Source organism: Sphingopyxis sp. BE259, from assembly GCF_031457495.1.
Classification (GTDB): Bacteria; Pseudomonadota; Alphaproteobacteria; order Sphingomonadales; family Sphingomonadaceae; genus Sphingopyxis.
The window spans coordinates 963,769-978,083 of sequence record NZ_JAVDWM010000001.1 but is presented as its reverse complement, the minus strand read 5'-3'; the positions used below and the strand labels follow the sequence as shown (position 1 = coordinate 978,083).

General features: G+C 63.7%; 11 protein-coding genes. 6 read left to right on the top strand and 5 right to left on the bottom strand.

The window, feature by feature from the left end; all coding sequences use genetic code 11:
- The first annotated feature begins 443 nt into the window (after positions 1–443).
- Positions 444–1,670, top strand: coding sequence for a site-specific DNA-methyltransferase (locus J2X44_RS04750; RefSeq protein WP_310088251.1), 1,227 nt, complete (start codon positions 444–446; stop codon positions 1,668–1,670).
- A gap of 65 nt (positions 1,671–1,735) precedes the next feature.
- On the top strand, positions 1,736–1,945 hold the full coding sequence (locus J2X44_RS04745; protein ID WP_310088249.1) for a helix-turn-helix transcriptional regulator: 210 nt from the start codon (positions 1,736–1,738) through the stop codon (positions 1,943–1,945).
- Positions 1,946–2,043: 98 nt separating this feature from the next.
- On the opposite strand, the gene J2X44_RS04740 is transcribed toward J2X44_RS04745, so the two are convergent.
- From J2X44_RS04740 to J2X44_RS04720, 5 genes are all read right to left on the bottom strand, one after another.
- Positions 2,044–3,276, bottom strand: a complete 1,233-nt coding sequence (locus J2X44_RS04740) for a serine hydrolase domain-containing protein (protein WP_310088247.1) — start codon at positions 3,274–3,276, stop codon at positions 2,044–2,046.
- A 60-nt stretch (positions 3,277–3,336) separates the two neighbouring features.
- Complete coding sequence (locus J2X44_RS04735; protein WP_310088245.1) at positions 3,337–4,884, bottom strand: carboxylesterase family protein; 1,548 nt, start codon at positions 4,882–4,884, stop codon at positions 3,337–3,339.
- Between the two features lie 55 nt (positions 4,885–4,939).
- Positions 4,940–7,183: a TonB-dependent receptor domain-containing protein gene (locus tag J2X44_RS04730; RefSeq protein ID WP_310088243.1), complete on the bottom strand. Its 2,244-nt coding sequence runs from the start codon at positions 7,181–7,183 to the stop codon at positions 4,940–4,942.
- 97 nt (positions 7,184–7,280) lie between these two features.
- A complete protein-coding gene (locus J2X44_RS04725; protein ID WP_310088241.1) occupies positions 7,281–8,489 on the bottom strand; it encodes a hypothetical protein in 1,209 nt (402 codons plus the stop codon).
- 101 nt (positions 8,490–8,590) lie between these two features.
- The gene (locus tag J2X44_RS04720; RefSeq protein WP_310088240.1) at positions 8,591–9,331 is read right to left on the bottom strand and encodes a GntR family transcriptional regulator; all 741 of its coding nucleotides are present in this window, start codon (positions 9,329–9,331) and stop codon (positions 8,591–8,593) included.
- A 69-nt stretch (positions 9,332–9,400) separates the two neighbouring features.
- On the opposite strand from J2X44_RS04720, the gene J2X44_RS04715 reads away from it, so the two are divergent.
- The 4 genes from J2X44_RS04715 (at position 9,401) to J2X44_RS04700 (ending at position 14,300) form a co-directional block, all read left to right on the top strand.
- Positions 9,401–10,468 (top strand): serine hydrolase domain-containing protein, encoded by a 1,068-nt coding sequence (locus J2X44_RS04715; protein WP_310088239.1) that lies wholly within the window; start codon positions 9,401–9,403, stop codon positions 10,466–10,468.
- Positions 10,469–10,629: 161 nt separating this feature from the next.
- Positions 10,630–11,139: a hypothetical protein gene (locus J2X44_RS04710; protein ID WP_310088238.1), complete on the top strand. Its 510-nt coding sequence runs from the start codon at positions 10,630–10,632 to the stop codon at positions 11,137–11,139.
- Between the two features lie 105 nt (positions 11,140–11,244).
- Entirely contained in the window at positions 11,245–13,416 is a 2,172-nt protein-coding gene (locus tag J2X44_RS04705; protein WP_310088237.1) for a TonB-dependent receptor, read from the top strand.
- On the top strand, positions 13,413–14,300 hold the full coding sequence (locus tag J2X44_RS04700; RefSeq protein ID WP_310088235.1) for an alpha/beta fold hydrolase: 888 nt from the start codon (positions 13,413–13,415) through the stop codon (positions 14,298–14,300). The genes J2X44_RS04705 and J2X44_RS04700 overlap by 4 nt, the downstream gene beginning before the upstream one ends.
- Positions 14,301–14,315: the final 15 nt, after the last annotated feature.

Below are 14,315 nucleotides of genomic sequence, written 5' to 3'. Positions count from 1 at the left end.
GGTGTGGGCAGTCAGATGCGAACCCGTCTCTAGAAGGGATTTCCCTGAAACACGGGAATTTACAGGGAAAATGACTTTGAAGGTCTGGCCGATGGCAAAATTGCGGTCTGCAAACCCCGTAATTTCCGCGATGTGACCGAAAAATTCCCTAAATTCGGAACAGGGAAATTTTCAACTTACCGACGGGAATCTCTCCAGGATTAGGCAACACATCAACGATCTGATGAAGGTCGACTTTCAAGATTTTCTTGGCGGATGAGTTCTTTGCCAATATACCGACCCACGTCCGACGCAGAGGTCATCCGGTAGTTCCGGATGCGCAGCAGAAGACCATCACTTGACCACGCGAAGCGAAGGCAGGTGACGGTTGTCCGCTGAATCGCTGCGTTGCCGTCGCTCTGTTTCCTTCGCTGGTCGCCAGACCATGAAGAAGGAAAAGAGTAATGCGCATCAAGCCCGTCAAAACCTCGGCGACGCCACCAGCACACTTGGTCAACTTCGACCACCGGCTCGGCGTGATTCAGTATCGTCCTCCCGGATCGCTCAAGCCCTACGACAACAATCCCCGGAAGCATCCTGAGAAGCAGATCGTGAAGCTCATGGCTTCGATCAGGCAGTTCGGTTTCTATCTTCCCGCCGTCATCGACGATCAGGGGACCATCATCATCGGCGAGGCGCGGATAGAGGCAGCCAAGCGCCTTGGCATTCCCGAAGTGCCGGTGCTGATCGAGGATAAGCTGACCTCAAGCCAACGTCGCGCCCTTCGTATTGCCGACAACAAATTGGCCGAGCTTGGAACGTGGGATCTCGAACTGCTTGCGATCGAGATCAACGACATCATCGAGATCGGCGATGTCGGCTTGGAGACATTCGGGTTCGACGCAGGCGAAATCGATTTCCTACTCGACGAGAGTACGGGCGAACTCATCGCCGACGATCCAGCGGACGCAGTCCCGGCGATCCCCAAACATCCAGTCAGCGAGGCAGGTGACTTATGGAGACTCGGGGAGCATCGCCTGTTGTGCGGGTCCAGCCTGGACGCTGCAAACTGGACACGCCTGATGAACGGCGAGGTGGCGCAGATGCTCTTCACGGACGCGCCCTATAACGTCCGCATCCAAGGCAATGTGTCCGGGCTTGGAAAGGTCAAGCACGAGGAGTTCGCGCAGGCGTCTGGCGAAATGACGTCCGCCGAATTCACGACCTTTTTGACGGACGCAATCAGGTGCGCCGCCGCCCACCTCAAAGATGGGTCGGTGCTCGATATGTTTATGGATTGGCGAAGCTTGGGAGCACTGATCGAGGCGGTGCGTCTTAACGATCTGTCACTCCTCAATATGTGCGTCTGGAACAAGACGAACGGCGGCATGGGTTCACTTTATCGCTCGAAGCACGAACTCGTGGTGATCGCAAAAAAGGGCGACGCGCCGCACATCAACAATGTGCTGCTCGGCAAATATGGCAGGTATAGGACGAACGTCTGGGACTATGCCGGAGCCAACAGCTTCGGCGCCTCGCGCGACCAGGATCTTGCCGATCACCCCACTGTGAAGCCCACCGCTCTGGTTGCCGATGCGCGCGCTGGCATTCAGTTTGAGCATAAGTCTTCCCCTGCATCGCCCGGCAATATGTCGACGATCAGTGACGCGACTAATGCTTCGAGACGGTAGCAAGTTAAGCTCATTGTCACTGATCGTCTGTAGATCAATCAGTCACATCGCGTCTTTACTCGCGCGTGGATATACGCGTTCGCCTCGGCCGGAATGTGAGAAGCCTCAGGGAAGAGAGAGGCTGGAGCCAGGAGGACTATGCCGACCGTGCAGACATCCATCGCACCTACGTCAGCGATATCGAACGGGATCGGCGCAACCCGACGATTACGGTCGTCGAGAAATTGGCTCAGCCGTTTGGCGTGACGTCAGGGCAGCTGCTCGACGGAGTTTAATCGGCTTCAACCGCAGGTTGGCGGCGCATCGATCCGGCACGAAAAACGACGCGGCGGTGGGAACCGCCGCGCCGGAGGAGTGCAGTTGAAGAGAGGCCTCAGGGTGCCGGAGTGCGATTGGCGATCGCATTCTCGATCAGGTCCTGCATGACCTGCTCAAGCTCGACGCCCTTGCGGTCGCCGCCGCTCGAAATCTCGGTCGCGATCAGGCCATAATAGCCGGTCTCGCGATCAATCCAGCCGGTCCAGCCGTAGGCGCCGGGAGATGAGTTGATCTTGGACGCCGCGCAGGCCGAAGGCGTGTCGCATTCGACAAAGGAGCCGAGTGCATATTCCCAATTGCCCGCGCTCCCCGGAACGAAGACGCGCGGCAGGCCCGCGGTGCGCTGCTGCGTAAAGCTCGTCATGTCGGTGATAAAGCTGCCGCCAAGGAAGGCACGCAGCAGTTTCGCGTAATCGCGCGGCGTCGAATAGGCGCCGCCCGCGACCCACGGGTTGGTGGGAGCGCTTCCCGCAGGGTCATACCAGGTCGTGCTCGTCATCCCGAGCGGGGTCGTCACATGCTGCGCGAACAGTTCGTGGAAATTTCGCTGGCGGGCCGGCGATGTACCGGGCGCGACGCTGGTATCCTTCGCCTCAAGATAGGCCGCCGCGACCTGAAGGCCGTGCGGTCCATAGCTGTATTGCGCTCCGGGAGCGTTACCCGGGCGTAATATGTCATAGCGCAAATCGTGGATGCTCTTTGCGCAATTATACAGCGTCATGGCCGGAAGCAGCTGGCAACCGCCGACGAGCGGGCTCGCGTTGAAGCCCGATGTCATCGACAACGTGTGCTTGAGTTTGACATCCTTCTTCGTCCCGCTCGTGGTCCAGAAGGCAAGCGGCGGCCGCATCGGATCCTCAAGCGTCGCGATACCGGCCTGCGCCATGCGCATACCGAGCGCGCCGGCGAACCATTTGGAGGCGGACGCGAGCGGGGTCACCCGATCGATACCGAAGCTGCCCTTTTCATAGGCGAAAAGATAGTCGGGATCCGAAGCGTTCCCCACAATAAAATAGCCGTTATCGACCTCGGTATCGGCGTCGATGGCCGCCTGCAGCGCCGTCCAGTCGTATGAATAGCCACCGACTGTTGTCGTGAGACTTGTTGCGGCGGGCGCCGCCGCAGCAGATGCCGATGCCGTGGCAGCAGGCTCCGCCGGTGGCAGCTGCACCATCGGCCGCGCGTCGCCACTGTCATCACCTCCGGAACTGCCCTGCGCGGCGAATGCGGCCGCGCCGACCAGCGCCGTGCCGGCGGCAAACGATATCCATTGTTTTCTTCCAGCCATTTTCTCTCTCCCAGCTTCGTTGCACGTCGTCGAAACGGAGGGCCGGTGCGGCCGAGCGGGCTAGGGCCGGGGTTGGCCGCTCCCGAAGTGAATCATCAGCAGATGGTCGAGCTGTGTCTTGCGAAAGTCGGCGAAGACGCCCGATTGCGGCCCAAACTTCGCGAGCCGGTCGCTTGCGACCTCGTACCGCGGCCAATCACGAACCGGTGCGCAGCCGGGAACGCCCGTCTTGGCAAAGGCAACCCAGCAGGCGGACATGCCCTCGCCGAAGCGGCGATCTTCGTCCTCGACCGGCCCGGCGAGCGAAGCAAGATAGTCCAGCGTCCCGAACAGATAGGGAATCTCAGACCCGTGCGCGGCGCCTTTGGCGCGGCCGCGCCGCGCCGCCGCGACATAGTCGAAATGATAGAGGTAGGAGGGCGCACCGGCCGCCGTCCGCGCCGCGAGCCAGCGCGCCGGGGCGACGAACCAGGCGTCGCCCAGCACCTGGCGTGCCAGCTCGTCGTCGGCGAGACCTGTGCCATAGGCCGCGCGCCCAGCCACCTGATCGGGACCGAGATAGGCGAGCGCTGCCGCAGGCGGCACCCCCATGGCGAGGATCACGCTTGCCTCATTGCTGTTGGCGCCGACGAGGAGCGGAACGTCGATCGGCTCGCTGCGCGCAAAAACGCGCCAGGGCGCTTCGCTCACCAGCTCGCCGTCGAGAATGGGGCCGACCATCGCGTCCGGTGTCCGGACCTCGCCAGCGGTGACGAGCGCGGCGGCGGGCAGCGCGCGAAGCGCCTCGAGCGAAGCCGAAGACGGCGCACCGGCGCGCGCTGCCAACGCCGCGCCTAGCGCTTCTTGCTCGGCAAGCGGGCGCGGATCGAGAAGGCCGACGCCCGACTGGATGATCGCCTTGGCGAACAGGCCTTTGGCTTCGGGCTGGGCAAGGATCGTCGTCACTCCGATCGCCCCGGCGGATTCGCCGAACAAGGTGACTTGGCGCGGATCGCCACCGAATGCGGCGATATTTTTCTTCACCCACCGCAGCGCGGCCAGTTGGTCCATCAGTCCGTAATTGGCGAGCGCCTCGCCGCGCGGCTTGGAGGCGCTGAGGGCGGGATGGGCGAAATAACCGAGCGCGCCCAACCGATAGTTGATCGTCACCAGGATCACGCCTTGCCGCGCAAAGGCGGTGCCGTCGAAAACCGGGAAGGTGCCCGAACCGACCACATGGGCGCCGCCATGGATCCAGACCATCACTGGCAGCTTTCGCGCCCCCGCCGGGCGCCAGATATTCAGCTGTAGGCAATCCTCCGACTGATGCTCGGCAACCCCGCCCGCGACCAGCGCAGGACGCACCGTCTGCGGACAAGCTGGGCCCAGTTTCGAGGCATCGCGGACGCCCCGCCAGCGCGGCGGCGCCTGCGGCGCACGCCAGCGAAGCGCGCCGACCGGTGCGGCGGCGAAAGGGATATCAAGGAAGCGCTCGACTTCCGCCGTTCGTGCGCCCGTAAGGCGCCCCTGCGCGATTGTCGCCGCGGGGGCAGTCTCCGCCGCGGCGACGGACGCCGATCCGGCCAGTGTCGCTGCGCCGGCGATTGCTGCCGTGACCCAATGCCGCATGCCGGTCTCCTTCCCGTCCCGGCCCGCAGCCAAGGGCCGCGGACGGGCGCGCGACCTAGAAAGTAATGCGTCCTTCGACGCCGATGACCCGCGGCTGGCTGTACCGATTGATCGTCGGCGCCTGCGCGACAAAATAGACCTTGTCGAAGAGGTTGTTCGCAAACGCGCTGACGCTGACCTTTCCGAACTCGGCGCCGACCCGAAGATTGACAAGGACATAATCATCGAGGTCGACCGACGTCGCCGTCAGCTCCTGCTTGCCGCCCCATTGGCCGCTGACCAGGACGTTGCTGGTCAGCGATACATCCTTCGTGACCGGGTAGCGCAGATTGAGGTTGGCCGAAGCCAGCCAGTCGGGAACCTGCGCAAGGTCCAGCCCGTCATAGCGGCCGCTCTTGACCTTGCCCTCTTGCCGCGAGCCACTCAAGGCTAGGCGGCCATTGCCTTCGCCGAGATCGAAGCCCTGGCTATATTCGGCCTCGATACCCCAGCTTTTCGCATCGCCTGCGTTGGTCAGATACGCGACCGCGGCGATCGGGCACGCCGGGTTGGTGAGCGCGCAGCCGTCGTCGACCTGCGCGATCAGATCTTCAAGCTCGGTGTAATAGCCCGCAATTGCGAAATAGCCGCGCCGGATCGGACTGCCCTTGATGCCGACTTCGTAAGACGTGCTGTTTTCGTTGCCGAACAGCACCTGTACCGGGCTCGGCGCGCGCGGATCGGAGAGGCGCGTGTTGAACCCGCCGGCGCGATAGCTGCTGCCGACTTTGCCATAAGCGAGGACATTCGCCGTGAGCTTGTAGGACAGCGTCACGTTGTAGGAGAGATTGTCGGCGTTGATGCTGTCGTCGATAATCCGCGACGGTCCGCCGCTCGGCAGGCCGGTCCCCAAATCGTAAAGCCGCGCCGAGATGCTCCGGCTGTCGCGGGTATAGCGCAGTTCGCCGGTCAGGTTGAGGCTGTCGGTGAAGTCGAAGCCGAGCGAGCCATAGGCGGCATAGCTTTCGAAATGGAGCCGCGCGGGCGCGATATTGCCCGGCGACGGATTGGCGAGGGTCGGCGTGCGCGTCGTCGCCACCGAGAAATCGCTGTCGAGCAGCAGCATTTCGGCGCCGACCAGCCATGTGAAGCGATCGCTCGCCCCGCTGACATGAATGTCCTGCGAAAAATTGTCGGTCGTGTCGACGACGTAGGACGCGGTGTTGGCATCGAGCGGCGTGAGCGCGCCGATCTGCCCCGCGGCGCGCGCGCGCGCCAGTTCGGCGGGGCTGATCGCGTCATTGTCGAGATCATATTCGGACGTGCGCTTGCGGAAGGACGTCGTCGACGTGAGGTCGGCGCCGCCGAGGTCGATCCGGATGAGCGCCTGCAACCCGTCCACGTCCTGGCTTGCGCGCGGCGCGGTGTTCCAGGGGTAACGAAAACGATCCTGCGTATATCCGCCCGGAAAGCCCGGCGTACCGGCAGGAATGGAGATCTGGTAGTGGATCGTCGGCGTCGTCAGCCGCTGCGTCTCGGCGGTGATGATCGCATCGACCGGCCCGCGCTTCAGCCGGATCTGGCCGCGCAGCCCATGCCCCTTCTGCTGGTCGAAATAGACGTCATTGTCGGGATTGTAGAAGAAACCCTTGTCCTGCTCGACGAGATCGCCGCTGAGGCGGATCGCAAGGCCATCGGCGAGCGGGACGTTGATCGCACCCTGCGTCTGAAAGCTGTTGTTCTCGAAGCCATAGCGCGCGCTCGCCCAGCCCGAGAGATCGAACTCGGGTTCGGCGGAGATGATGTTGATCGCGCCGCCCACCGCGTTGCGGCCATACAGCGCGCCCTGGGTCCCGCGCAGCACCTCGATGCGGCCGATGTCGAGCAGGTCGAGCCGCGTGAAGTTGCGCCCGCCCACCGGGCCGCCAGCGATATAGGCACCGTTGCGATAGAGGCCGACGCTCGGGTCGCCGTTCGTCGCGCGCGCGGTCGACGAGGCGCGGATCGAAATCTCCGACGTGACCGACGAGTTCAGATTGTTGAAGCGGACGCTGGGTTGATCGGCGAGCAATTCACCGCTGCCCGTCGCCCCGCCGCGATCGGTCAGTGACGTGATATCGATGACCGAAGCCGCCGTTGGCACATCGGCCAGCCGCTCTTCGCGGCGGCGCGCGGTCACGACGATCGCGCCGTCGTCGTCCGCTTCTACGGCTTCATCGGCTGGGAGAGACGCCGACGGCCGATCCTGCGCGAAGGCCGTCGGGCCTGCCGCTACCCAAATGGCAGCCGTGCAGAAAAGCAGGTGCGCCTTGCGTCCCATAAAGTCTCTCCCATCGTCTTATTGCAATTATTATCGATAATTTTGTGCATAAGTGCGCACGAGTCAAGCCGGAAAAATGCACCACCCGGCGCGCCGCTCAGCGGATTATGGGGATGACAGCGGTCAGCAGGTCTCGAAAGCCGCGCGCCGTAGCGGCAAGCGGTGCAGGCGCGACGGTCGACAGATCGTCGGTGGCGGCGTGGTGGTGACGATGCGCCCCAAAGATGCCCGCGTGGCGCCGGTAGCCGGCCTTGACGACCTCAGAGAGTTCGCCCGCCGTGCCATCCGCCGACGGATAGGCCATCTCTATACCCGGCTGACCGCTGAATATCTCGCGGGCGCGATCGACAAACTCGGGCGATGTCATGAGGAATCGATAGGGATCGGCGCTCGGCAGCGGCAGCAAGCGCCCCGGTGTTTCCTGATAATCGCGCGTCGCGGCATTCGCACCGAGATGCAGCCAGAAATCGGTTTCGCTGGGCGGCGGACCGACCTTTTCGACGATATGGCTCGCGCCGACATTCTCATATTCGTGCCCGCTGTTGCACACGAAGAGCAGGCTGTGCCGCGGAAAGGCCCGGGGCGTCCATTCCGCTAGCGCCAGCCAGATCGCGATGCCGGGGCCGCGTTCGCCGACACAATCGGTCCAGCCCGAGCGCGGCGTCGAAACGACCAGCCAGGATCGGCCCGGGCGAACGCGCCGACCGATCACATTCTGTGCCGCGCGCGTGCCGCCGCGACCGCGAAGCAGCAGCTTCGCCTTGGCACCGTGGCGCGCGGCCTCGATCACCGGTGCAGCAAGCCGCGGCGCAAGCAAGGCCAGCGGCTTGTCCGACGCGGGCCGATCGGCCGGAGCATTGAGGAGCAAGGCTTCGCCCGTCGGACCGGTCGTCACGAGAATGACCGCGCTCGCGCCGCGCGCCATTGCATCGGCGAGCGGCTCGCTTGCCGTGCGATCGACAAGGCTCGACCAGCGGCGGTACGGCAAACGCACCACGGCGATCGCGCCATCGAGGCGGCCGACAGTGTCGGCGAGGCGGAGCGGCGCATCGAGCCCGGCTTCTCCGGTCTCAATCGCCAGAGGCTGCGCCACGAGCGGTATTGTGAGGGCACCCATGGAGAGTTCACAGCGTGAGGCCTCGAACCACGGCACATCGAACGACTGGCGTTCGACCTCGAACCCGGCAGCTGCCAAGCGTTTTGCGGTCCAGTCGGCGGTCCAGCGGTCGCCCGCCCCGCCCGATTGCTTGTTGCCGGCCTCGGCATAGCTTTTGACATCCGCGAAGAGGCGTTCGGGCCCGAACATCGTGAAATCCTTCGGTCCGGCCGCAGCGGATCCCGCTTGTAACGCTATCGGCGCGGCGAGGCCTGCCTTGAGGAGTGTGCGGCGGTCGGTCGGGGACCCGCTCATGTCGCTTTTGCGCGCCGCCGCCCCGGCTTGGGCTTCGCATGGCGGGCCTTATATTCCTCGAGCGCGCGCCCAAAGCTGTCCTGCGTCACACCGATCAGGCCGCGCGCCACCGCATCAGCGGCATTGCCGTCGCGCGCGACGATGTGCCGGCAAAGCTCGTCGTACAAAATGGCCGAGCGCTTCGCCGCCTCGTTGCCATGCGTCTCGATATAGCTGTCGGTATAGACATTGTGCTGCCAGCGCGCGAGCAGCGCGACACGGTCGAGGAGTTCAAGCGCGAGCGGGGCATTGCTGCGTTTGGCGATAAAGCGCCCGATGCGGTTTGATACCTTGATATGCTCGAACGTATTGTCGGTGCGCTGGGTGACATCCTTATATTCGACGAGCCGGTGCATCAGTTCGCGCCCGTCGCGGTCGGTCATTTCGGCGGCCGCCAGGCGGCAAACCACGCCGAACAGAGATTTCCACAGCTCATAGACCTCGTTCGCGGCATGCTCGTCGATATCGATCACATAGGTGCCGCGCCACGGGACGACCTTGACCAGCCCGATCCGCGCAAGGTGCCGGAATGCCTCGCGAACCGGCGCGTGGCTCACCCCGAAGCGCGCGGCGATTTCGCGCTCGCGCAGCCACGAACCGGGCGGGATCCGCCATTCGACGATGTCGTCGGTCAACAGACGCGCGATCACGCGGTCCTGCGTCGGCGCGCTGTCGTCTTCGGTTTTCGTCGCGGCCATGTCTCTCCGTTCGGCTTTCCTTGCTCGCGGCGCCATCCTAATTCGGCCAAGCCCATGAGCAATCGATGATTGCGATTGAAATTATTATCGATAATATCAACAATGACAAGCATCAGAAACGGGAGCAGGATTTTGAAGCGCACCACCCTCCTTCTCGCTGCCGCCGTTGCCGCAGTCCCTGCACTGGCGGCCGAACCTGCCCCACTTCCCGGCTGCGCCGCAGCGATCGCCTATTCCGATGCGCATAACGGCGTCGCGCTGTTGGTGCTCGAGGACGGCAAGGTTCGCTGCCGTTCCGCCGAAATCGCAACACCGCAGGAACTCTGGTCGGGCACCAAAAGCCTCGTGGGGCTGATGGCGGCGGCGGCGGTGCAGGACGCGCTGTTGACGCTTGATGAGCGAGCGTCAGACACGCTTATCGAATGGAAGGGTGAGCCGGAGAAGGCGAAGATCACGGTCCGCCAGCTGCTGTCGATGACTGGCGGACAGACCTCGGCCGTTGGCCGACCCCAAAGCTATCTCGATTCGGTAAAGGCTCCACTCAGCGCGACGCCGGGCAGCAAGTTCCAATATGGTCCGGCCCCAATGCAGATTTTCGGCGAGATCATGCGCCGTAAACTCGTCGCCAAAGGCGAGGGCGGCAATCCACGGCACTATATCGAGCGGCGCATTCTTACGCCGATCGGGGTCTCAGTCGGCGACTGGCGCGGCGGCCCCGATGGCGCGCCGCTCATGCCCCAAGGCGTTGTACTGTCCGCCTCGGAGTGGGCGAAAATCGGCGAATTTGTCCGCACAGGCGGGCAGGTCGATGGCAAGCCGCTTGTTGATCGGGCGGCGCTGGCCGAGCTTTTCAAGGGAAGTGCCGCCAATCCCGCCTATGGGCTGACCTGGTGGCTGCCGCGCGCCACACCCGTCAAGGATGCCGTAACTGCCTCGACCGATATCACGGCCCACGCCGACGTACTCCCTGCTGATATGGTCGTCGCCGCCGGCGCGGGGGATCAGCGGCTCTATGTCATTCCTTCAAAGCGCTTCACGATTGTGCGGCAGGCGAAGCTCGATCTCGCAGCGCTTGCCACCGGCAGGAAAAGCGGCTGGTCCGACAGTCATTTCCTCGGCCTGATTCTCCCCCAGTAGCGAAAGGACCGACCCGGCACCGCAAGGCCGACCGTCCCGTTCAGATCGGCGCGTTCCAGGTCGGCGCGAATATGCTTGGACCGTCGCGTCCGATACGTCACGGCTTGCGCCCGCACCCAGCCATCGTGCAAGACGGTCTGGCCGAGAGGGACGACGAGCCAATGACCGAGACGAAGCATGCCGCCACAAGGGCGACGGCGGCGGAGACCGACGCCTTCGCCGACCGGGTGCTGCGCTATTTCTATCCGGTGCACTATCGTTTTGGGATGGATATGGAGCAGGCGATCGGCCAGGGGCGGCTTGGCCGCAAACAGGCCGCCTTGCTGTGGCTGATCCACGCCGAAGCCGGGGCTGACGGGTGGATGGCGCGCAAGGGTGTCGAGACAATGCTCGGCGCCTGGTTCGAGATGAGCCCGCCGAACGTGACGAAGATCATCCATGACATGGCGGCGGCGCCGCACCGGTTGATCGAGATCGTCGACACCCCGGGGTCCGGGCGCGAGAAGCAATTGCGGCTGACAAAGGACGGTCAGGATTTCGTAAGCAAGATGATCGTTTCGGCGACAGAATTTCTCAGAGGCCGCGTCGGCCATATGGATCAGGCTAAGCTGGCGGCGGGCCTGTCCTTCCTGGAGGAAGCATTTGGAACGGAAACTAATTTACTAGTTTGAAACTTCCAGCTTGGAATTATTCCAATCCTGAATAATATAGCGGCCACAGCGGAGGGCTGTGTCAGGCGAGTCGCAATAGCTGCCGCCGGTTCGGGAGAGGACGAAATGGAATTTCGAAAGCTGCGCCGCCATGCGCTCATGACTTTTTGTGCCAGCGCTGCGTTATGTCCTGCGGTTGCTGCGGCGCAGGCAGGCAATGACGTCGCCGCTTCGGTCGACGACGGCACCATCATCGTCACCGCGCAGAAGCGCGAGCAGCGCCTTCAGGATGTGCCGGTCTCGGTGACCGCGCTCGGCAGCGCCCAGCTCGAGGCGGCGGGGATCGACAGCGGCACCGAAATCGCGCGCCAGACCCCCAATCTTCGCGTCTCGGTGCTTGGCGACGAGAGCCAGCCCAAATTCGCGATCCGCGGCATCTCCACCCCCGAATTCAATCTCAACGCGATCTCGGCCACGGGCGTGTTCTACGACGAAGTCTATGTCGGTGCCTCTTTCCTGGGCGGCGCGCAGATCTTTGACATCGAGCGCGTCGAAGTCCTGCGCGGACCGCAAGGCACCTTGTTCGGCAAGAACACGACTGCGGGCGCGATCAACTTCATCTCGCGCGCGCCGACCTTTCGCAACGAAGGCGAGATCAGCGTCGGCTATGGCGAATATAATTATGCCGAGATCAAGGGTGTCGGCGAGGCGCCGCTGATCGAGGACAAACTTTCGGTGCGTTTTGCGTTCAACGTCGCGCATTCGGGCGGCTATATCGAAAATGTGAACCCCGCCGGGCGCGACCTGTCGAACATCGATCGCAAGGCCGGCCGCCTGACCATCGGGTACAAGGACGAGGCGGGATTTGATGCGACGTTGCGGCTCTTCGCCGTCCAGAACGACGCCCGCGCGATCGGCGCGATCAATGAAGGTCTCGGCCCCGGCGGCACCAATGCCTTTGGCCTCAACCCCCGGGTCAATCCGTTCGACGGCACGCCGCTCTCCCGCCACCAGGTTGCGACCGACCGGTCGGGCGTGATCGAAGTCCGCGGCCGCGGCGCGATTCTGACGATGAACAAGGATCTGGGCGGCGTGACGCTGACCTCGATCAGTTCCTATATCGGCGGCCGCTTCCTCAACCTCGTCGATGGCGACGGCACGGTTGCGCCGCTGCTCCATATCGATTTCGGGTCAAAGACCGAGGAATATAGCCAGGATCTGCGCCTATCGACCAACGGCAGCGGGCCGTTCAACGCAATCTTCGGCCTCTATCACCAGCGCGACGATATCGACATCGCGACGACCTATCTGCTGTTCGGCGGCCCGCCGATTTTCCCGGTGCTCACCCAGAGCTACGAGCAGTCGCGCCGTTCCTATGCCGTCTATGCCGACGGCACCTTTGATATCTCCCAAGCGCTCGCCGTTTATGGCGGTGTTCGCTACACATGGGACAAGGGCCGCCTGACCAATTTCCAGGTCGCCCCGATCATCCCGGTACAGCCCGACCAAAGCTATAGCGACGGCGAGCCCACGGGGCGCATCGGCGTCCGGCTAAAGCCCGCCGACGACATCATGCTCTATGGCCAGTTTGCGCGTGGCTATCGCAGCAGCGCGATCAACGGCGGCGCGCTGACGAACCCCGCCGACCTGAACGTCGCCAATCCCGAGAAGCTCGACAGCTGGGAAATCGGCCTGAAATCGCAGCTGTTCGACCGGGCGCTGACCTTCAACGCCTCGGCGTTCCTCTACAAGTTCCGTAACCAGCAGTTTATCAACGTCGTCGGCATTGGTGCGCAGCAGCTCGTCAATGCGGGCCGGTCGGAAATAAAGGGGCTCGAAATCGAGGCCGTCCTGCGGCCTGTTGAGGGCTTCAGCCTCTCGGCCGGACTTGGGCTGCTCGACAGCGAGTATAAGGAGCTTGTCCTCAATGGTGTCGACCTCGCTGGCAATGAGCTCATCGAGGCGCCACGCCGCACGCTCAATCTGGCCGCGGACTATCGCGTGCCGGTTGGCGCCGAGGGTTCGCTGAGCTTTCACGTCGATGCGACGAACGTCACGCGCCAATATTTTTCGGCAACCAACAGCGCCGATTTCCGGGTGCCCGCTTTCTGGGATCTCGGCGCCCGCATCGCCTTTGTGGAACCTTCGGGCCGCTTCGAGATCGCGGCCTATGCCAAGAACCTCACCGACAATCGCAAATCGACGGGCATCCAGATCGACCCCTCGACCCTGACCAAATTTTCGACCGTTCCCTATCCGCGCCGCTTCGGCGTCGAGCTGACGGCGCGCTTCCGGTGACAAGCACGCCGATCGAAGAGACGTTTTTCAGGTTACGCGAGCGGGCGGGACTCGCCCCGCTCGCCCGACGCTGGTCGTCGGGCGAGCCCGCGCGTGCGGTGATGCTTCTCTCCCACGGCATGGGCGAGCATGCGGTGCGCTATCTCGAGCCGCTCGCCCCGATCATCCGCCGCGGCGTCGAGGTCTTTGCGATCGATCATCGCGGTCATGGCGAGGACGCGCGCGCGGCGGACCGGCTTGGCGACTATGGTGAAGGCGGCTTCGACGGCGTGGAGAGCGATCTTGTCGCGCTGATCGACCAAGCGCGCGCCGCCGTCCCGGACCTTCCGCTCATCCTTTTCGGCCACTCGATGGGTTCGATGGTCGCGCAGGCGGTCGCTATCGATCATGGCGCCAAGCTGGACGCTCTTATCCTCTCGGGTTCTGTAGCGGTCGATCATATCCCCGCTGGCGGCGATCCTGAGCAACTGATCGCGGCGCTGAATTCCCCGTTCGAGCCCGCGCGCACCCCCTTCGACTGGCTGAGCCGCGACGAAGCCGAAGTCGACGCCTATATCGGCGATCCGCTCTGCGGCTTCGGGTTGACCGAGGCCAGCTTTGCCTCGCTTGCCGCCGCTGGTCCGCGCCTCGCCGACGCCCAAGCGATCATGGCGATCCCCGCCGCGCTTCCGATCACTATCTTCTCGGGCGACATGGACCCGCTGCACTGCGTGCTGGGCGGCGTCGCGCCGCTGATCGATCGCTACAAGGGCGCCGGAAAGCGCGTCACCAGCCGTCTTTACCAAGGCGGCCGCCACGAAATGCTGAACGAGACCAACCGGGCGGAGGTCGTGGACGACCTGTGGCGCTGGATCGAACCGCTCCTCGCGACGAGGCGCGACTGACGTCCGCGAGGCCGC

Bases quoted from the DNA above. Each gene is read 5' to 3' on its own strand.
- J2X44_RS04750 (WP_310088251.1), top strand. From the start codon at position 444: ATGCGCATCAAGCCCGTCAAAACCTCGGCGACGCCACCAGCACACTTG.
- J2X44_RS04740 (WP_310088247.1), bottom strand. From the start codon at position 3,276: ATGGCTGGAAGAAAACAATGGATATCGTTTGCCGCCGGCACGGCGCTG.
- J2X44_RS04735 (WP_310088245.1), bottom strand. From the start codon at position 4,884: ATGCGGCATTGGGTCACGGCAGCAATCGCCGGCGCAGCGACACTGGCC.
- J2X44_RS04730 (WP_310088243.1), bottom strand. From the start codon at position 7,183: ATGGGACGCAAGGCGCACCTGCTTTTCTGCACGGCTGCCATTTGGGTA.
- J2X44_RS04725 (WP_310088241.1), bottom strand. From the start codon at position 8,489: ATGTTCGGGCCCGAACGCCTCTTCGCGGATGTCAAAAGCTATGCCGAG.
- J2X44_RS04720 (WP_310088240.1), bottom strand. From the start codon at position 9,331: ATGGCCGCGACGAAAACCGAAGACGACAGCGCGCCGACGCAGGACCGC.
- J2X44_RS04710 (WP_310088238.1), top strand. From the start codon at position 10,630: ATGACCGAGACGAAGCATGCCGCCACAAGGGCGACGGCGGCGGAGACC.
- J2X44_RS04705 (WP_310088237.1), top strand. From the start codon at position 11,245: ATGGAATTTCGAAAGCTGCGCCGCCATGCGCTCATGACTTTTTGTGCC.